The organism is Streptomyces sp. NBC_00667, from assembly GCF_036226825.1.
Classification (GTDB): Bacteria; Actinomycetota; Actinomycetes; order Streptomycetales; family Streptomycetaceae; genus Streptomyces.
Map to the genome: position 1 here is coordinate 1,621,729 of NZ_CP109022.1, position 17,234 is coordinate 1,638,962.

The following is a 17,234-nucleotide window of genomic DNA, read 5'->3' on the forward strand; positions in this document are numbered from 1 at the left end:
CATGACTTTCCGGAACGAGGACCTGCCGGCCCTCTTCCACCACACCGATCAGGCGGCGATCTCCCGGCAGCGGGAGTCCACCCGGGCCACGCGCAGGCAGCTGGTGCTGCTGGTCACGGCCGCGGCGGCCGCCGCGCTGCCGTCCGGGCCCGCCGCGGGCTCGCTGCACCTGTTCGGCGCGCTGAGCGCGCTGGCCTACGCCGGGGTGCTGGCGGTGGGCGTACGGGCGACCCGGCGCCGGGCCCGGCCGCAGTGGCAGCTCAACCGGAGCGCCGCGGAGTTCATCAAGTCCCTGGCCTGGCGGTACGCGGTGCACGGGGCGCCGTTCGGCAGTGACGTCGGCGCCCCGGAGGCGACGTACCGGACCCGGCTGGAGGCCGGGCTGGACGAGCTGCGCAAGATGGGCTGGGAGGATCCCCGGGCCGCGGGCCTGCTGCCGGAGGGCGGGGAGATCACCGGGGCGATGCAGCGGCTGCGCGGGCTGGGGTACCAGGTGCGCAGGGAGACCTACGTACGGGACCGGCTGATCGAGCAGCGCAACTGGTACCAGCGCAAGACGGAGGTGTCCCGGCGGGCGACGGCGCTGTGGTCGTGGACGATCGTGCTGCTGACGTGCCTGGCGCTGCTGTTCGCACTGTTCGGCGCGTTCGGTTCGGGGCCGGGCCCGTCGCTGACGGCGCTGCTGAGTGCGGCCGCGGCGGCGGCGATCGCCTGGAACGAGGTCCGGCGCCACCATCCGCTGATCGAGGCGCACACACTGATCGAGCAGGACCTGTCGGCGATGATGGTGGTGATGCAGACGACGATCACCGAGTCGCAGTGGCCGTCCGCCGTGTACGAGACGGAGCGGTACGTCTCTCCTCAGCACACGGACTGGCTGGCGCGGCACAGCAGTTGATCCCGGTCGCGGGCGGGGCGTGGCTCACTGGCGGGTCACGCCCTCGCGCCAGATGACGGTGACGGGTTTGCCGAGCGCCCGCGCGTAGGCCACGATCTCGGCGGTGCCGCCGTGCCCGCGGGCCGGCAGACCGTCCCAGACGGCGACCAGGCGGTCGCAGGATTCGGCGATGTAGGTTCCGGCGGCGTAGTACGCCTCGTCGGTGGAGCGGGCGAAGCCCATCCGTACTTCCTGGGCGGCCCGGTGCCTGAGCTGCCGGTAGCGGGCCAGGGCTCGGGCGTCCGCGAAGTCGCCCTCGTAGTCCTCGCTGGGGATCACCACGGTGAGGTCGGCGCCGCATTCCAGGGCGATGCCGGCGAAGAGCTGGTCCGCGCCCTCCGCGAGGCTGGAGAGCACCTCCAACGGCCCCTGTCCGCCGCACAGTACGCCCCGCAGGCTCTGCCTGACGTGGGCGAGCGCCTCGACGGGAATCGACCGGTGTCCGGTCACCCCGATGCGTTTCATACGAAAGACCTGCCTCCCCCCGGGGACACGGACGCCCTGGACATCCTCCCAGAAGGCGGGAGGACGTCCAGGGGTACCGGGGCGGGTGGCTCAGTACACGCTGACGCCGTAGGCGTTGAGGGCTTCGACGACGGGCTGGAAGAAGGTGGTCCCGCCCGAGGAGCAGTTGCCGCTGCCGCCGGAGGTGAGGCCGACCGCGCGGGTTCCGGAGTACAGCGGGCCGCCGCTGTCGCCGGGCTCCGCGCAGACGTTGGTCTTGATCATGCCGTAGACGATGTCGCCGTTGCCGTAGTTGACGGTGGCGTTGAGGCCGGTCACCGTGCCGCCGTGGATGCCGGTGGTGGAGCCGCGGCGGGTGACGGACATGCCGGTGGTGGCGTTGACGGCGCTGGTGATGTCCTGGCTGCCGACGGTGCCGGGCGGCACCGGCGAGTTGCTGGCGTATTTGATCAGGCCGTAGTCATTGGTGGGGAAACTCGAACCGACGGTGGTTCCGATGGTGGTGGTGTGGGAGGTGCTGGTCCACCAGGTGCCGGCGCCGTCGGTGCAGTGCCCGGCGGTGAGGATGTAGTAGTTGCTCCCGCTCCTGACGTTGAAGCCGAGCGAGCAGCGCCAGCTCGACGCGTAGATGGCGTCGCCGCCGGAGAGCAGCTTGCGCAGTTTGCCGGAGGTGCGCTCGATCCTCAGGGCCGCCGCGTCGGCCCCGGCCTCGCGTCGGATCCTGGCGATGTCGGCGGCCGTGACGGTGGAGTCGGCGGTGACCACCAGGGTCCCGGTGGCGGGGTCGGTGTTCCAGGCGGTGCCGGCGACGTCGGCACGCAGGACCGAGGCTTCGGCCGAGGCCAGCCGGGCGGCGCTGAAGCCGCTGTCCTTGGTGTCCGCGCTGGCGGCGGTGGGCAGCGCGAGCGCGGCGACGGCAGCCGCGCCGACGGCGGCCGCGAGCAGCCTGGTACGGGTGATCTTGGTCCTCACTTCGTCCTCCCGGTAAGGGATCGGGGCCCGGCCGCTGTGGGGGTGCCGGTGCCTGTGAGGGACGGCCGGGGGCACGGGAAACGCCTTCGCGTTCGCCGTGCCCCTGACAAGTCCCTTGAGAGACGCTGACGGGAGTGTCCTGGCGTCAGATTGCGGCGGCAAGGGCGCGTTTCAGCCTCCGCTCCCCCGCCTCGACCGCGAACGGCAAGGTGTTGCCCGGCGGCGGGAAGGGGCAGATGAAGTGGTCGGCGAAGGCGCAGGGAGGCAGCAGCGCCCGGTTGAAGTCGACGGTGATCGAGCGGTCCGCCGCGGGGACGCCGGGCCTCAGGAAACGGAAGCGGTAACTGGACGTGCCGCTCGTGGCGTCGGCGAACACCGCCCAGAGACTGCCGTCCCCGTGGCCCACCGCGACCTGGAGGGTGTGTTCCACGCCCCCGTGCACGAAGCTCAGCTCGCCGCCGAGGCCGAGCCCCCGGGTCCGTCCGTCGACGTTCTCGACCTGGACGGTCTGGTCCTCGCCGTATGGCCGGAAGTGGCCCGCGAGCACGAAGCCGGGATCGTAGGGGCCCGCCTCGATGCCCCCGAAGGTGTGCCGGGCCCCGGCGGCCGGGTCGTAGACGCGCACCGCCCACTCCCCCTCACGCAGGAGCACCACGAGCCGTACGTCCCCGGCCGAGACCCGCGCCCCGGAGGCCGGGCCGTCGTCGGCGGCGAGCACGGCGTCCCCCGTGAAGGGCTCACCGTCGAGGCTGAGGCCGTCCCCGGGGCCGGCACTCAGGGCCACCCCGCCCGCGGTGGCGCGCCAGCGCCCCGGAACGGCCGGAATTCGACCCTCCGGGTAGTCGGCGAGCCAGTGCGTACCGGTGAGGGCGAGTGGTCCGTAAGGGGCGGAGACGGCAGCCAGACGACGTTCGTGCCACTGCTTCCAGGCGGTGTCCGGGTCGTCCTCCGCCGGACCGCCCGCTTCGTGATCGCTCATGGCCCTCAGCCCTTCCACACGGGCCGGGAGGGGAACCGCCCGGTACTCCGTCCGGGGCCTGCGGGTCACCTGACAGGCGGTCAGCAGCCGTCGCAGGGACAGCAGCAGCACTCGCACCCGTCACAGCCGCAGCCGTCACAGCCGCCGCAGTCGCAGTTGCCGCAGTCGCAGTCGTCGCACCACGCGTCCCGCTTCTTGCGCGACCAGGGGCCCTCGTGTTCGGTGCAGCACAGCCGGCACGTGCAGAACAGCCCCACGGCGACCGCGCAGCCCGCGAGCAGCCCGCGGCGCGGCTTCTGCGGCGGCAGCCCGCCCCCACCGCTCCCGCCCCAGCCGGGGCCGCCTGGGCCGCTCGGCGGCGGGGGCGTTCCGGGCCCGGCCGGCGGGTACGGGGCGTACGGCCCGCCGCTCCCGTACGGCGCCCCGCCCTGAGCCCCGTACCCCTGGCCCCCGTACCCCTGCGGCGGTCCGTACCCCTGCGGCGGGGCCCCGAAGCCCTGCCCCGCGGCGTTCACGCCGGTGTGGGCGCAGCGGCCGGTGCCGAAGGCACGGTCCACGGAGGTGCGCAGTTCGTGCACCAGCAGCCGGTGGGCGAGGCCCGCGTCGGTGAACTCCGCCTCGCGCAGGGCGAGCCGGATGCCGTGCAGGGCGTCGTCGCACAGCCGCCGGGCCTCGGCACGGGAGGTCCCGGTGGCCGTGAGGGGGTTCCAGGCGCCCGCCGCGGCGTCGGCGGCCTGGTCCTCCACGGCGTCCAGCAGGTGCGCGAGCCGCCCGAAGTAGCGGCCCGCCTCGGCGAGCGCGGCCGTGTTGCCTGGACGCCCGGCGAGGACCGCGGTATGCGCGAAGGCGGCCGCGGTGGCCGTCTCCGTCGGCTCGGTGACCACCAGGACCGGCGTCCCGGGCCCGGCCAGGGTCTCGATGCCGCCCTGCCGGTCGACGGCGTCGACGAGCACCGCCGTGTCGAAGCCGAGCAAGGCCCCGGTACGGGCGCCGGCCCGGTCCCAGCCCCGGGCTACCTTGCGGGCGGCGGCCGCGATCGGGGCCCTCGCCAACAGCCCGTCCCGGTCGGCCACGTGGTCCCGTACCTTCGCGGAGGCCAGCACCAGGGAGACGGCGGCGGCGAGCCGGGCGCCCTGCCCGTCGGCCACCGGAGCCCTGCGCATCCCGCGCAGCGGACACGGCCCGGCGGTGCGCCGGGAGCCGGCGGCGGGAGCCGACTGAGCCTCCGTCAGAACGGAGACCAGCAGCCCGTCGTAGTTGGTGACGACCCGCGCGAACTGGCCGTGGTCCCCGCGAAGTGCCAGGCACAGTCCGCAGAGATGGGCCATCCACTCGGCTTTGAACCGCTCGCCCAGCCGGTGCGTGCAAGGTCTGACTATGCCGAACAATTGCGCTTCCCCCGTGTGTCATACGCGTGCCGGGGGGCATGGTACCGAGCCCGGCCGTTCACCCGTACGCCCGCAGGCCTCACCCGGACGGCGTCCGCAGTCGTATTTTCACTCAGTCAGCAGCGGCAGGCGCTCGGGACCTTGACGGTGCAACGGATGTTCTGCACCAGTACCGTCACGAAACCCGTGCGCGCCGACTATCCACTTGGCGCGTTGTCAGCATCATGGACGACCATAGGGGCAGCGGAAGAGAAGACAACTGACCGCGGTGAAAGGAGGCGTCCATGGGTTCGGTGCGCAAGGCGAGTGCCTGGTTGGGTCTCGTGGAGGACAACGACGACGAGCGGTACTACGACGACGACTACGCGGAGGCCGTGGAGCGTCAGCACGGCGGTTCGGTGTCCGGCCCCGGGGACCAGTGGGTCACCGACCCGCGCGTCAAGGTGGCGTCGGAGTCCGCGGTCGAGCAGGGCCGGCGGATCGCGACCGTGACCCCCGACGGCTTCCGTGACGCGCGTGGAATCGGCGAGCTGTTCCGCGAGGGCGTCCCGGTGATCGTGAACCTGTCGTCCATGGAACCGGCCGACGCGAAGCGCGTGGTCGACTTCGCCGCCGGTCTGACCTTCGGGCTCCGCGGCTCCATCGAGCGGGTGGCGACCAGGGTCTTCCTGCTGACCCCGGCCGACACCCAGATCGTCAGCGGCGAAGCGGGCGGCCGCGCCCGCGACTTCTTCAACCAGAGCTGAGCAGGGCCCTTACCGGAAGGCGTCGAGCCCGGTGAGCGCCTTGCCCAGCACCAACTGGTGCATCTCCACGGTGCCCTCGTAGGTGAGGACCGATTCGAGGTTGGTGGCGTGCCGCATGACGGGGTATTCGAGCGAGATCCCGTTGGCACCCAGGATGGTCCGCGCGGTGCGGCAGATGTCGATGGCCTCGCGGACGTTGTTGAGCTTTCCGAAACTGATCTGCTCCGGGCGCAGGGTGCCCGCGTCCATGCGGCGGCCCAGGTGGTGGGCGAGCAGGATGCCCTTGTGCAGTTCCAGTGCCATGTCCGCGAGCTTGGCCTGGGTGAGCTGGAAGCCCCCGATCGGCTTGCCGAACTGCTCGCGCGTCTTCGCGTAGTCGAGCGCGGCCTCGAAACTGGCGCGCGCGGCGCCCATGGAACCCCAGATGATCCCGTACCGCGCGTGGCTGAGGCAGCCCAGCGGTCCCTTGAGCCCGGTGACGCCGGGAAGCACCGCGTCCGCGGGCAGCCGTACGTCGTCCATCACCAGTTCGCTGGTCACCGACGCGCGCAGCGACCACTTGTGCTTGATCTCCGGCGCGGCGAAGCCGGCGCTGTCGGTGGGGACGGCGAAGCCGCGGATCCCCTCGTCGGTCTGCGCCCACACCACGGCGACGGCCGCGACGCTGCCGTTGGTGATCCACATCTTGCGGCCGTTCAGCACCCAGTCGGTGCCGTCGCGCTTGGCGTAGGTGCGCATCGCGGCCGGGTCGGAGCCCACGTCGGGCTCGGTCAGCCCGAAGCAGCCGATCAGCTCGCCGACCGCCATGCCGGGGAGCCAGCGCTGCTTCTGCTCCTCGGAGCCGTAGCGGTGGATGGCGTACATCGCGAGCGAGCCCTGCACGGAGACCAGGGAGCGGATCCCGGAGTCGGCGGCCTCCAGCTCCAGACAGGCCAGCCCGTACTGCACGGCGCTGGCCCCGGCGCACCCGTAGCCCTGGAGGGACATCCCGAGCGCCCCGATGCCGCCGAGCTCCCGGGCCAGCTCCCGGATCCCGGGCAGTTCCCCGCGCTCGTACCAGTCGGCAATCTGCGGCAGCACCCGGTCGGCCGCCCAGCCGCGCACGGTGTCGCGGATGGCGAGGTCCTCGGGGCTCAGCAACTCGTCGAGCCCGAGCGGATCGGTGGGTACGAAGGACACGTGGCCTCCCGGCGGCCGTGGGACGGAAACCTAGCGCCGCAAGTTTCTCCCCGCGCGACCCGCCGGTCCAGCCCCTCCTCCCCGCAGCGTCGCGCCGGCCGCGGTCAGGCCCGGCGCCCCGCCGCGTCGCACTCGGCCTGCGCTCCGGCCGGCCGGCCCTGCGCCGGCACCCGCGCCGCCTCGCCCGACGGCTCCCCGCACTCCATCACCCTCGGCAGCTTCAACGCCATCACCGCCCCCGCGAACAGCAGTCCCGCGCTCACCACCAGCGTCACGTGCAGCCCGTGCACGAACGAGTGCCGCGCCGCACCGTACAGCGACTCCCCCGCCGCGCCGCCCAGCCGCGCCGCGATCTGGTAGGCCTCGCCCAGCGAGTGTGCGGCCTTGCCCGAGTCGGCGGCCGGCACGCCGGGTACGTGCGCCAGCCCCGGCGCGTACGCCGCGTTCATCACGCTCCCCAGCAGCGCGATGCCCATGCCCGCGCCGAGCTGGTACGAGGTCTCGCCTATCGAGGCCGCACCGCCCGCCTTGGCCGCCGGCACCTCGCTCAGCATGGACTCGTACGCCGCGAACAACGTCGTCTGGAGTCCGAAGCCGAGCAGCACGAACCCGACGGTCAACAGCACCGGCCGGTCCTGCTGACCCATGAGCGTCAGCAGCAGCACCGAACAGGCGGTCAGCACGAAGCCCAGCGAGACCATCGTGCGCGGCCCGATCCGCTGAAGGGTGTACGAGCCGGTCGCGCCCGCGGCCATGGCGGCGAAGGTCAGCGGCAGCAGCCGCAGGCCCGTCCGGAGCGGGCTCAGGTGCAGCACCAGCTGGAGGTACTGGACGGCGATCAGCTCCAGGCCCACCAGCGCCAGCATGGCCAGCACGATGCAGCCGACGGAGGTGGAGAAGGCCGCGCGGGAGAACATCCGCATGTCGATCAGCGGGTGCGGCCGCCGCCTCTGGCGCCGGACGAACAGCACGAGCAGCGCCACGCCCAGCGCCAGCGGCAGCAGCGCCTGCGGGTCGGCGAGCTCGCGCTCCGCGCCGAGCCGCTTGACCCCGAGCACCGCGCCGAGCACGCCCGCCGCCGCCATCAGCGCGCCGAGCACGTCCCAGGGCCCGTCGCAGGAGCCCTTCGACTCGGGCAGCAGCCAGCGGCCCACCGGGAGGATCAGCGCCATCAGCGGGATGTTGATCAGGAAGACCGAACCCCACCAGAAGTGCTGGACGAGGAACCCGCCGAGCACCGGTCCGCTCGCCGCCCCGATCGCGGCGACGCCGGTCCATATACCGATGGCGAGCGCCCGCTCGCGCCGGTCGGGGAAGACCTGGCGCAGGATCGACAGGGTGGCCGGCATGATCATCGCGCCGCCGACACCGAGCAGGGCGCGCGCGGCGATCAGGACCTGCGCGGTCTCGGCGAGGGCGGCGATCGCGGAGGCGACGCCGAAGAGCCCGTAGCCGAACAGGAGTATGCGCCGGCGCCCGACCCGGTCGCCGAGGGTGCCGAAGAGGATCAGCAGCGCCGCGCACACCAGCGGGTAGGCGTCGACGATCCACAGGAGTTCCATGGCGCCGGGGCGCAGGTCCTCGGTGACGGAGGGGACGGCGACGTGCAGGATCGTCGCGTCGAGCGCGACCAGCACGAGGCTCACGCACAGCACGCCGAGCACCAGCCAGCGGTTGGTCCCGCCGGAGACGGCGCTGATCCGCTGCCAGGAAGACGCGGGGGACACCGCAGGGCGCTCACCGTCGCCGGTCGTGTTCGTCCCCGACATGCATGTACCTCCCAGATGATCCCTCGCACTCGGCGGACCAGCGTCTTGTGGAGCCGCGGGGGGTGGTGCGTGTGCGGCGTCCTGCGGGGTCCGGCATCGACTCGCGCGAGTGAAGGGTCAGCGTACGCGAGTTCGTCCGCCCGACACGTGGTCAAGCTCTCATCGCCCTGACGGCCTCCGTGTGGTGTGTGCCACTCCGCTTCTCCCCTTTCCTTGCACGCACGGCCGCCGTCGGCGGTTGCGGTCCGCAGCCCCCGACCGGCGGCGTCGATAATCGTCCCCGTGAAAGATCTCGTACTGCGTCGGGCCGCACCCGCGCTGACCGCGTTCGCGGCGATACGGCTGCTCGGGCTGGCCGTGCTCGCCGTGTGGTGCGCGGCGGCCGGCAGCAGCCCGCACACCTTGCTCTCGGCGCGCTGGGATTCGCTCTGGTACGCGCGCATCGCCGCCGAGGGCTACGGGTACGAGGTGGTCCTGCCGAACGGCGGGGTGCATTCCAACCTCGCGTTCTTCCCGCTGCTGCCCTGGCTGGAGCGGCTCGTCGCCGCGCCCACCGGGCTGTCGTACGGCTCCGCGGGCCTGGTGGTGTCGGCGGTGGCGGGCTTCGCCGCCGCCTGGGGAATCTTCGCCGTCACCTCCCTCCTCTACGGCCGCCGGGCCGGGGTGGCGGCGGTGGCGCTCTGGGCGGCGCTGCCCGTCGCCGTGGTGCAGTCCATGGCGTACAGCGAGTCGCTGTTCACGGCGCTGGCCGCCTGGGCGCTGTACGCGGTGCTGCGCGGCCGGTGGCCGCCGGCGGGCCTGCTCGCCGCCGGGGCGGGACTGACCCGCCCGGTCGGAGCCGCGGTGGTCGCGGCGGTGTGGGTGGCTGCCGTACTGGCCTGGCGGCGCGGCGAGCGGTCCTGGCGGATGGGGGCCGGGGTGCTGCTGGCGCCGATGGGCGCGGCGGCGTACGTCCTGTGGGTCGGCGCGCGCACGGGGACCGGGCTGCTCGGCTACCTCGACGTGCAGGCCGGCTGGGGCAACGGCTTCGACGGCGGCTGGGCCTTCGCCCGGTTCATCGGGGCCCGTCTGGCCTCGCCGGCGTTCGCCGCCGGGGTGGGGCTGATCGCCGGGGTGCTCCTGGTGCTGTGGCTGTACGGGCTGTGCGTCCGGCAGCGCCAGCCCGCGGCCCTGCTGGTGTACTGCGGGATCGTGGTGGCGCTGGCACTGTGCGCGTCCGGGTACTTCGGCTCCAAGCCCCGGTTGCTGCTGCCCGCCTTCCCCCTGCTGCTGCCGGTCGCGGCGGCGCTGGCGAAGTGGCGGACGGGCCGGGCGGCCGCCGCGCTGGGGGCGCTGGCCGTGGTGTCGGCGGTGTACGGGGCCTTCTGGCTGAACGGGTCGGGGCCCCCGTAAGAACCGCCGGACGAAGGGGTGATCACGGAATGGATCATTCCGATCCATGTTTGAGCAAAGTGATTGGGCGGCGCCAATAAACGGCGAGTAAGTGTGCGGATAATTGCCGCGCGGAAGTTCCAACCCGTGTCGGAATAACGGGAATTAAGTCCCGCGTGAGACCAACTCCACATCACATGGTCATCACAAAGCCCGCGATTCGCCCGGGCCGCGCTTCGCCGCGCGGTAACGTCGATTGAGTGCGTACCGACCAAATCCTGACCCGTCTGGAGCGGGTCTTCGCCCGGCTGGACCGGGAACCAGAGCGACCGGCCCATCTGCAAACCCCGCGGATGAGCCGGCACCGCGTCGTGCTCCTGGCATCGACCCTCGCCTTCTACATCGCGATCGTGGTGGCGGTACTCACCACGTCCTGGCTGGTCCGGCTGGACTGGCAGATCATGTTCTTCCGGCCCTACGAGCAGTGGCCGCAGCTGCACGCCTTCCTGGACTACCTCGTGGTCCTGGGCCAGCGCGGACCCACCGCCGTCATGGTCGCGGCCTGGCTGGGCTGGCGCTCCTGGCGCCAGCACACGCTCCGCCCGCTGATCACGCTGGGCGTGGCGCTGCTGCTGCTGAACATCACCGTGGGCTCCGTGAAGCTCGGCCTCGGGCGGCTGGGTCCGCACTACGCCACCCAGATCGGCTCCGCCGAGCTCTTCGCGGGCGGCGATATATTCCCTTCGGGCCACACCGCCAACGCCGTCGTCACCTGGGGGATCCTGGCCTACCTGGCCTCCACCGTGGTGACCCGGCGGGTGCTGTCACTGGTGTCGGCGATCGTCTCGCTGAGCGTCGGCGCCACCACCGTCTACCTCGGCACCCACTGGGTCAGCGACGTACTGCTCGGCTGGTCCGCGGGCCTGCTGGTGCTGCTCGCCCTGCCCTGGTTCGAGCCGCTGATCGCCCGGTCCGAGGCCTACGTCTTCGAGGTGCGGGAGCGGCTGCGCAGCCGCCTGGAGGAGGGGCAGGTCTCCGAGCCGGTCGCCGCCGCGCTCGTCCCGCTGGTCTCCGCGGGCGGCAAGTGGCGGCTGCGGCGCACCGCCGACACGCCCGCCGCGACCGGTGCGTCCGGCGGCCACGCCCCCGCGCCGCGGACGGTCCCGCACGGCGCCGCCCGGCCGCACGTCATCCGGTCCGAGCGCACGCCGGTCACCCCGGTCGGCAGCCGCCGCCCGGCGCACACGGAACGGGCGGGAGCCCGGGGCACGGCGGCCCGCCCGGTCACGGGCGGCTGAGCCGCTCCACCCCGCGGACGGTACGCACGACCACCCCGCACCACGACGCCGCGACGGCGGGCCGGTTCACCGAACCGGCCCGCCGTTGTCGTTGATATGCCCAGCCCGTCACCCCGACGCCAGGACGTTCCTCCGTACCGGGTCACGCTTGTGTCACGGATTGTCGACAGTTCCCCCGGAGAAATAGGCGATTCCCTCATGCCCGCCCGGGGCCTTCGGAATTACCGCGGCAATTCCACCTCGCGCCCGGACCGGCCACTGAACTGAACCCCCCTCAGTTTCCTCACTTCTCCTCGCTTCCCCTCACTTCTCCTTCACCGACCGGTCGAGGAGGTCCCGCAGTCCCCGGATCCGTTCGGTCAGCTCCACGGGCTCGATCACCTCGAACTCACAGCCGAGCATCATGAGGTGCACCACCACGGCGTCGAGGTTCACCGCCCCGGTGCGCAGCAGGCAGCTCCCCGCATCGACCGGCTCCAGGGTTCCGTCGCTCGGCCCGACGGTCAGGGCGGCTTCCTCCGCCGACACCTTGAGCCGTACCAGCGCCCGGGCGGCGTACGCGCGCTGGGACACGCCACGGGAGACGTACGCGGCGAGGTCCTCGGCCGGGGGCGGGCGGGGGGTGAAGCGGGGGCCGTGCGGCGGCCGGGGGTCGATCCGGTCGGCCCGGAAGGTCCGCCAGTCCTCCCGGTCGAGGTCCCAGGCGACGAGGTACCAGCGCCGCTCGGTGCAGACCAGCCGGTGCGGCTCCACCGTGCGGCGGGTGGCGGTGCCGTCGTGGTCGCGGTAGCCGAAGCGCAGCCGCTCGCTGTCCCGGCAGACCGCGGCGAGCCCGGTCAGTACGGCGGGGTCGATGGTGGGGCCCTGGGGCCCCCGCAGCATGGGCACGGTGAACTCGTTGAGCGCGCAGACCCTTCGGCGCAGCCGGGACGGCAGCACCTGCTCCAGCTTGGCGAGGGCCCGTACGGAGGCCTCCCCGATCCCCTCGACGCCGTTCCCGGCGGCGGTGCGCAGGCCGACGGCCACCGCGACTGCCTCGTCGTCCTCGAGCAACAGGGGCGGCAACTCCGCCCCTGCCCCGAGCTGGTACCCGCCACCGGTGCCGGGGCTCGCGTTGACGGGGTAGCCGAGCTCCCGCAACCGCTCCACGTCCCGCCGCACGGTCCTCGGCGTCACCCCGAGCCGCTCACCCAACGCGGCCCCGGTCCACTCCCGATGGGCCTGCAACAGCGACAACAAACGCAACAACCGCGCGGAGGTATCCAGCATCCCCACATTCTCCCGCCACCCCCACCCCCTCACACGCCCCCTCCCGCCCCGCGGCCCCTTCCCGCCCCGCCGCCCCCCTCCAGCCCCGCCACCCTCCTCCAGCCCCCCGCCCCTCCAGTCCAGCGCCGCTGTCCCTCCCGCCCCGCATTCCCTTCCAGCCCCGCCGCCCCTCTCCAGCCCCGCCGGCGTTTGAGGCGCGGGGCCCGGGGCGGAGCCCCGCACTCCCAGCCCCGCCGGCGATTGAGGCGTGGGTCCGGGCCCGGGCCCGGGTGGGTGCGTCAGCGCGGAGCCGGCCCCGCCGAAGCCGCCCCGCTCGCCGAAGCCCCCGGCACCGGCACCGGCACCGGCGGAGCACCCGGCGGAGCAACCGGCAACACCAGCATCACCCCCACCCCCACCACCTCCGGTCTCTCCCCGATCACCCCCCGGTTCGCCTCGTACAACGCCCTCCAGCCCCCCGCCACCCCCCGCCGCCGCGCGATCGAGTCCAGCGACTCCCCCTCCCGCACCACGTGCATCCGCCCCGCCAGCCCGTACCGCTTCGCGCACACCGGCCACGCCTCCCACCCCTGTGTGGCCAGCACCTCCTCCCCCACCCTGATCTGCTGCTCCCGCCGCGCCAGATCGGCCCGCGGCGCGAAGACGAGCCCCCCGTACGCCTCCCAGGTCGACTGCCGGAACTGCAGCCCCCCGTAGAACCCGTTGCCCGTGTTGACCGACCACCGCCCGCTGCTCTCGCAGTCGGCCACGCAGTCCCAGGGCCACGTGCCGCCCGGCCCGCAGTCCGCCGGTCCCCGCCCGATCACCCCGGACGCTCCGGGACGCGCCGCCGCCCCCGCGGCTCCCGGCGCCGGCGGCGGGACCGCGGCCGCGCCGGAGGGGAGTACGAACACCAGCGCGGCAGCGGTCACGGCCGCCGACGCGGCCCACCAGGTCCGGAGGTTGGGCATCGGGTCACGCTACGCACGCCCCCTCCACCGCCCCGCACCGCCACGCGGCGCACCTGCGCACCCCACCCGGACGGCCGACCACCTCCCACCCCGCGAAACGGGCAGCTTCGACCATCAACTGGACGCAACCGACCCACAGTTGCCACAAAGCAGAAGCACGCACGAGGTCGTTCACCCTCCCGGGTGGCCGGTTCGATTCCGTTCCCTCAAACGGCGTGACCCCGCACACCGCTCCGGCGTTGTGCCCGGCGAGCCGGGAACCACCCGGCGCCCGCTCGCCTAGTCCGAGGAGCCACCCCGTGCCGCGCATGCTCGACGTCAGTGATGAGGTACGTGCCGAGATCGGTGACGAAGAAGCCGACAGGCTGCTCGTCGGCGACGACGCGCCGGGCAGTTACGACTGCACCTCCTGCCGCACCCCCGGGGACCCCGAGCGCGAACCCACCAGTACGGTGCTGTTCGTCGGCGAGGAGACCGCCGTACTCGCCTTCGCGCACGCCAACTGCATCCCCTCGCAGGTGGTTTCGGTCTCCGAGGAGCAGCTCCAGGGCGCCGTCCGCTCCATCACGGGCGACAGCCCGGCGCCGTCCCCCTCCGTGCCCGCACCCGGTGGGGCGCCGCAGACCGCGCCCGGCGGCCAGGCAGTCCTCGGCATCACCAGCGGTCTGGTCCTGATCGGCGGCGAGCTGCACCCCGCGCTGGTGGTCGAGCCGACCGCGCCGATCGCCCGTCCCGGCTCGACCGGCCCCGGCGACGACTTCCTGCCGCTCCTCATCGAGCAGGGCTTCATCCCCGTCACCGACACCAGTGAGCTGCCCTCCCCGCTGCACGGCTGGTCGGTGCTGCTCGCCGCCGGTCAGCTGCACGCGGTGCTCCAGCCCGGCCCGCAGGGCGGCAGCCCCATCCACTGGTGGCAGGCGCACCAGGCGCTCTCCGTCACCGACGGCTGGAGGGCCGCCGTCAACAAGACCCAGCGCGTCCTCGTCTACGCCGCCCCGGTCGGTTCCATCGGCCAGCAGCCCCGCGAGGACCTGCTCCGCGACGCCCTCGACAAGGCGGCGGCCGACGGTCAGCTGGTCGCCGCGTCGATGCCCCTGGCCGGTACGCCGGGCGCCTGACGCCCGCGTCCCTCCCGGTCGCGACGGCTGCCCGGCCCCTCCGGAGAGGGGCCGGGCAGCCGTGCGTCGTGCCGGTGCCCCACCGGCGAGCTGCGTTTTCGCCCCGGTCAGGCCGCATCCGCAGGGCTTCGGGTTCGTTGGCTGATACGTGCATTCATACGACCCCTCCCGCGCCCCGTCCTACCCGAGCAGCGTCCCCCCGATGCGCACCTCCCGGGACCGGGACACCGCTCCGGCCGCCTCGCACACCCCGATCTACGACCTGCTGTACACCGAGTACCTGCGCGCGTTCCGGGCGCTCCCCGGCGACCGTACCGGCGAGGAGCACCTGGGCTTCACCTCGTTCTCCTACGGCGCCACCTCCGCCGGCGTCGCCGCTTCCGGCCTCTCGTCCACCGGCGTCGCCGGCACCGGCAGCTCGTACGGCAGCGGCTGGGCCCGTTCCTCCTGGCAGCCGTCGGACGGCTGGCAGCCCGCGTACGCCCCGGCCCCCCAGCAGCTGCCGCAGCACGCGTTCGCGTACGCGGGGAGCGCGGGCGGTGGCGGCTACGAGGCCAACGGCAGCGGGCGGCAGCACCAGACCGGGATGCACCACATCCCGGCGGCCCTGCCGCCCGCTCCGCGCCGGGGCTACTGACCCCGGCGGCACGTCACCGCGTACGCCTACTTCTTCTTCTTGTACTGCGCGCCGCGCTTCTCGCGGACCCGCACCGAGATGTGGATCGGGGTGCCCTCGAAGCCGAACTCCTCGCGCAGGCGGCGCTCGATGAAGCGCCGGTAGCCGTGCTCCAGGAAGCCGGAGGCGAAGAGGACGAACCGCGGCGGCTTGCTCCCCGCCTGGGTACCGAACAGGATGCGGGGCTGCTTTCCACCCCGGATCGGGTGCGGGTGCGCGGCGACGACCTCGCCGAGGAAGGCGTTCAGCCGGCCCGTGGGGACGCGGGTCTCCCAGCCGGCGAGGGCGGTCTCGATCGCCGGGACCAGCTTCTCCATGTGGCGGCCGGTGAGCGCGGAGACGTTCACCCGGGGCGCCCAGGAGACCTGCTGCATCTCGGTCTCGATCTCGCGCTCGAGGTAGTAGCGGCGCTCCTCGTCGAGCTCGTCCCACTTGTTGTACGCGATCACGATGGCACGGCCCGCCTCGACGGCCATCGTGATGATGCGCTGGTCCTGGACGCTGATGGTCTCGGTCGAGTCGATCAGGATGACCGCGACCTCCGCCTTCTCGACGGCGGCGGCCGTGCGCAGGGAGGCGTAGTAGTCGGCGCCCTGCTGGAGGTGGACCTTCTTGCGGATGCCCGCGGTGTCGACGAACTTCCAGGTGACGCCGCCGAGCTGGATCAGCTCGTCGACCGGGTCGCGGGTGGTGCCGGCCAGCTCGTTGACGACGACGCGGTCCTCCTTCGCGACCTTGTTCAGCAGCGAGGACTTGCCGACGTTGGGGCGGCCGATCAGCGCGATGCGTCGCGGCCCGCCGAGGGGCGCGTTGCCGAAGGTCTGGGCGGGCGCCTCGGGCAGCGCGTCGAGCACCGCGTCGAGCATGTCGCCGGTGCCGCGGCCGTGGAGGGAGGACACCGGGTGCGGCAGGCCGAGGCCGAGGGACCACAGGGAGGCGGCGTCGGATTCGCCGCTGAGGCCGTCGACCTTGTTGGCGCACAGCACGACGGGCTTGCCGGCCCGGCGCAGCAGCTTGACGACGGCCTCGTCGCTGTCGGTGGCGCCGACCTTGGCGTCCACGACGAAGACGACCGCGTCGGCGGTCTCGATGGCGTACTCGGCCTGGGCGGCGACGGCCGCGTCGATGCCGAGGACGTCCTGCTCCCAGCCGCCGGTGTCGACGACCTTGAACCGGCGGCCGGCCCACTCGGCCTCGTAGGTGACGCGGTCGCGGGTGACGCCGGGCTTGTCCTCGACGACCGCCTCCCGGCGGCCGATGATGCGGTTCACCAGGGTCGACTTGCCGACGTTGGGACGGCCGACGACGGCGAGGACGGGGAGCGGGCCGTGGCCGGCCTCCTCGATCGCGCCTTCGACGTCTTCGAGGTCGAAGCCTTCCTCCGCGGCGAGCTCCATGAACTCCGCGTACTCGGCGTCGCCAAGTGCTCCGTGGTCGTGCTGGTCGTTCATGAAGTCCGTTCCTCGTCGTCCGTGGTGATCGGTGGCAACCGCGCAGCGCGGTTCCACTACTAGGTCAAGTCTCGCTCAGCGCCCGGTGAGGCGCTTGGCGTCGGCCAGGTGGGCGGTCAGCCGGTCCTGGATGCGTACGGTGGCCCCGTCCAGCGCGGTGCGCGTGCGGCGGCCGGTGCCGTCCCCGGCGTCGAAGGCGGAGCCGAAGACGACGTCCACCCGGCTCTTGAACGCCGGCAGCCCCTTCACCAGCCTGCCGCGGCTCTCGGTGCTGCCGAGGACGGCGACGGGCACGATGGGCGCGCCGCTGCGCACGGCGAAGTACGCGAGGCCGGCGCGCAGCGAGGCGAAGTCGCCGTTGCCGCGGGTGCCCTCGGGGAAGATCCCGAGGGCGCCGCCGTTCTCCAGGACCCCGAGGGCGCGGCCGACGGCGGTCCGGTCCGTTCCGCTCCGGTCCACCTTCACCTGCCCGATCCCTTCCAGGAAGGGGCCGAGGGGGCCCACGTAGGCTTCCTTCTTGATCAGGAAGTGGAGCGGCCGCGGCGCGGTGCCCATGACCATGGGCCCGTCTATGTTGTGGGAGTGATTCACGGCGAGGATCACGGGGCCCGTGGCGGGGACCCGCCAGGCGCCCAGTACGCGCGGCTTCCACAGCCCGTACATCAG

16 protein-coding genes are annotated in these 17,234 nt (G+C 73.1%); 6 read left to right on the forward strand and 10 right to left on the reverse strand.

Annotated features, from left to right (window positions below; translation table 11 throughout):
• Position 1 precedes the first annotated feature (1 nt).
• Entirely contained in the window at positions 2–898 is an 897-nt protein-coding gene (locus tag OHA81_RS07775; protein WP_329194023.1) for a DUF4231 domain-containing protein, read from the forward strand.
• A 24-nt stretch (positions 899–922) separates the two neighbouring features.
• Here the strand turns inward: OHA81_RS07775 and OHA81_RS07780 are convergent, their stop codons facing one another.
• The 4 genes from OHA81_RS07780 to OHA81_RS07795 all read right to left on the reverse strand — a co-directional run bounded on the left by OHA81_RS07780 (position 923) and on the right by OHA81_RS07795 (position 4,741).
• Positions 923–1,402 carry a hypothetical protein gene (locus tag OHA81_RS07780; protein WP_329194024.1) on the reverse strand — a complete coding sequence of 160 codons (480 nt, stop codon included), beginning with the start codon at positions 1,400–1,402 and terminating at the stop codon, positions 923–925.
• Between the two features lie 90 nt (positions 1,403–1,492).
• A complete protein-coding gene (locus OHA81_RS07785; protein WP_329194026.1) occupies positions 1,493–2,374 on the reverse strand; it encodes a S1 family peptidase in 882 nt (293 codons plus the stop codon).
• A gap of 145 nt (positions 2,375–2,519) precedes the next feature.
• Positions 2,520–3,353 carry a DUF1684 domain-containing protein gene (locus tag OHA81_RS07790; RefSeq protein WP_329194028.1) on the reverse strand — a complete coding sequence of 278 codons (834 nt, stop codon included), beginning with the start codon at positions 3,351–3,353 and terminating at the stop codon, positions 2,520–2,522.
• Between the two features lie 80 nt (positions 3,354–3,433).
• Positions 3,434–4,741 (reverse strand): DUF5685 family protein, encoded by a 1,308-nt coding sequence (locus OHA81_RS07795; RefSeq protein ID WP_329194030.1) that lies wholly within the window; start codon positions 4,739–4,741, stop codon positions 3,434–3,436.
• 284 nt (positions 4,742–5,025) lie between these two features.
• Between OHA81_RS07795 and OHA81_RS07800 the strand changes: the two genes are divergently transcribed.
• Positions 5,026–5,487 carry a cell division protein SepF gene (locus tag OHA81_RS07800; protein WP_136214944.1) on the forward strand — a complete coding sequence of 154 codons (462 nt, stop codon included), beginning with the start codon at positions 5,026–5,028 and terminating at the stop codon, positions 5,485–5,487.
• 9 nt (positions 5,488–5,496) lie between these two features.
• Here the strand turns inward: OHA81_RS07800 and OHA81_RS07805 are convergent, their stop codons facing one another.
• Together OHA81_RS07805 and OHA81_RS07810 are read right to left on the reverse strand one after the other, a co-directional pair.
• A complete protein-coding gene (locus OHA81_RS07805; protein WP_329194033.1) occupies positions 5,497–6,666 on the reverse strand; it encodes an acyl-CoA dehydrogenase family protein in 1,170 nt (389 codons plus the stop codon).
• A 104-nt stretch (positions 6,667–6,770) separates the two neighbouring features.
• Positions 6,771–8,435, reverse strand: coding sequence for an MFS transporter (locus OHA81_RS07810; RefSeq protein ID WP_329194035.1), 1,665 nt, complete (start codon positions 8,433–8,435; stop codon positions 6,771–6,773).
• Positions 8,436–8,717: 282 nt separating this feature from the next.
• On the opposite strand from OHA81_RS07810, the gene OHA81_RS07815 reads away from it, so the two are divergent.
• Positions 8,718–9,827: a hypothetical protein gene (locus OHA81_RS07815; protein WP_329194037.1), complete on the forward strand. Its 1,110-nt coding sequence runs from the start codon at positions 8,718–8,720 to the stop codon at positions 9,825–9,827.
• 239 nt (positions 9,828–10,066) lie between these two features.
• Positions 10,067–11,104: a phosphatase PAP2 family protein gene (locus tag OHA81_RS07820; RefSeq protein WP_329194040.1), complete on the forward strand. Its 1,038-nt coding sequence runs from the start codon at positions 10,067–10,069 to the stop codon at positions 11,102–11,104.
• A gap of 303 nt (positions 11,105–11,407) precedes the next feature.
• Here OHA81_RS07820 and OHA81_RS07825 read toward each other — a convergent pair whose 3' ends face one another.
• Together OHA81_RS07825 and OHA81_RS07830 are read right to left on the reverse strand one after the other, a co-directional pair.
• Positions 11,408–12,373 (reverse strand): helix-turn-helix transcriptional regulator, encoded by a 966-nt coding sequence (locus OHA81_RS07825; RefSeq protein WP_329194042.1) that lies wholly within the window; start codon positions 12,371–12,373, stop codon positions 11,408–11,410.
• 278 nt (positions 12,374–12,651) lie between these two features.
• Entirely contained in the window at positions 12,652–13,323 is a 672-nt protein-coding gene (locus tag OHA81_RS07830; RefSeq protein ID WP_329194043.1) for a LysM peptidoglycan-binding domain-containing protein, read from the reverse strand.
• 299 nt (positions 13,324–13,622) lie between these two features.
• Here OHA81_RS07830 and OHA81_RS07835 point away from each other — a divergent pair, with 299 nt between their 5' ends.
• Together OHA81_RS07835 and OHA81_RS07840 are read left to right on the forward strand one after the other, a co-directional pair.
• On the forward strand, positions 13,623–14,441 hold the full coding sequence (locus tag OHA81_RS07835) for a hypothetical protein (protein WP_329194045.1): 819 nt from the start codon (positions 13,623–13,625) through the stop codon (positions 14,439–14,441).
• Positions 14,442–14,643: 202 nt separating this feature from the next.
• Positions 14,644–15,078, forward strand: coding sequence for a hypothetical protein (locus OHA81_RS07840; RefSeq protein WP_329194047.1), 435 nt, complete (start codon positions 14,644–14,646; stop codon positions 15,076–15,078).
• 26 nt (positions 15,079–15,104) lie between these two features.
• Here the strand turns inward: OHA81_RS07840 and der are convergent, their stop codons facing one another.
• On the reverse strand, positions 15,105–16,568 hold the full coding sequence (gene der, locus OHA81_RS07845) for a ribosome biogenesis GTPase Der (protein ID WP_190185363.1): 1,464 nt from the start codon (positions 16,566–16,568) through the stop codon (positions 15,105–15,107).
• Positions 16,569–16,643: 75 nt separating this feature from the next.
• Positions 16,644–17,231 (reverse strand): lysophospholipid acyltransferase family protein, encoded by a 588-nt coding sequence (locus OHA81_RS07850; RefSeq protein ID WP_329202078.1) that lies wholly within the window; start codon positions 17,229–17,231, stop codon positions 16,644–16,646.
• Positions 17,232–17,234: the final 3 nt, after the last annotated feature.

Coding starts and splice junctions, on each gene's coding strand:
- OHA81_RS07775 (WP_329194023.1), top strand. CDS start 2: ATGACTTTCCGGAACGAGGACCTGCCGGCCCTCTTCCACCACACCGAT.
- OHA81_RS07780 (WP_329194024.1), bottom strand. CDS start 1,402: ATGAAACGCATCGGGGTGACCGGACACCGGTCGATTCCCGTCGAGGCG.
- OHA81_RS07790 (WP_329194028.1), bottom strand. CDS start 3,353: ATGAGCGATCACGAAGCGGGCGGTCCGGCGGAGGACGACCCGGACACC.
- OHA81_RS07800 (WP_136214944.1), top strand. CDS start 5,026: ATGGGTTCGGTGCGCAAGGCGAGTGCCTGGTTGGGTCTCGTGGAGGAC.
- OHA81_RS07810 (WP_329194035.1), bottom strand. CDS start 8,435: ATGTCGGGGACGAACACGACCGGCGACGGTGAGCGCCCTGCGGTGTCC.
- OHA81_RS07825 (WP_329194042.1), bottom strand. CDS start 12,373: ATGCTGGATACCTCCGCGCGGTTGTTGCGTTTGTTGTCGCTGTTGCAG.
- OHA81_RS07830 (WP_329194043.1), bottom strand. CDS start 13,323: ATGCCCAACCTCCGGACCTGGTGGGCCGCGTCGGCGGCCGTGACCGCT.
- OHA81_RS07840 (WP_329194047.1), top strand. CDS start 14,644: ATGCGCACCTCCCGGGACCGGGACACCGCTCCGGCCGCCTCGCACACC.
- der (WP_190185363.1), bottom strand. CDS start 16,568: ATGAACGACCAGCACGACCACGGAGCACTTGGCGACGCCGAGTACGCG.
- OHA81_RS07850 (WP_329202078.1), bottom strand. CDS start 17,231: ATGTACGGGCTGTGGAAGCCGCGCGTACTGGGCGCCTGGCGGGTCCCC.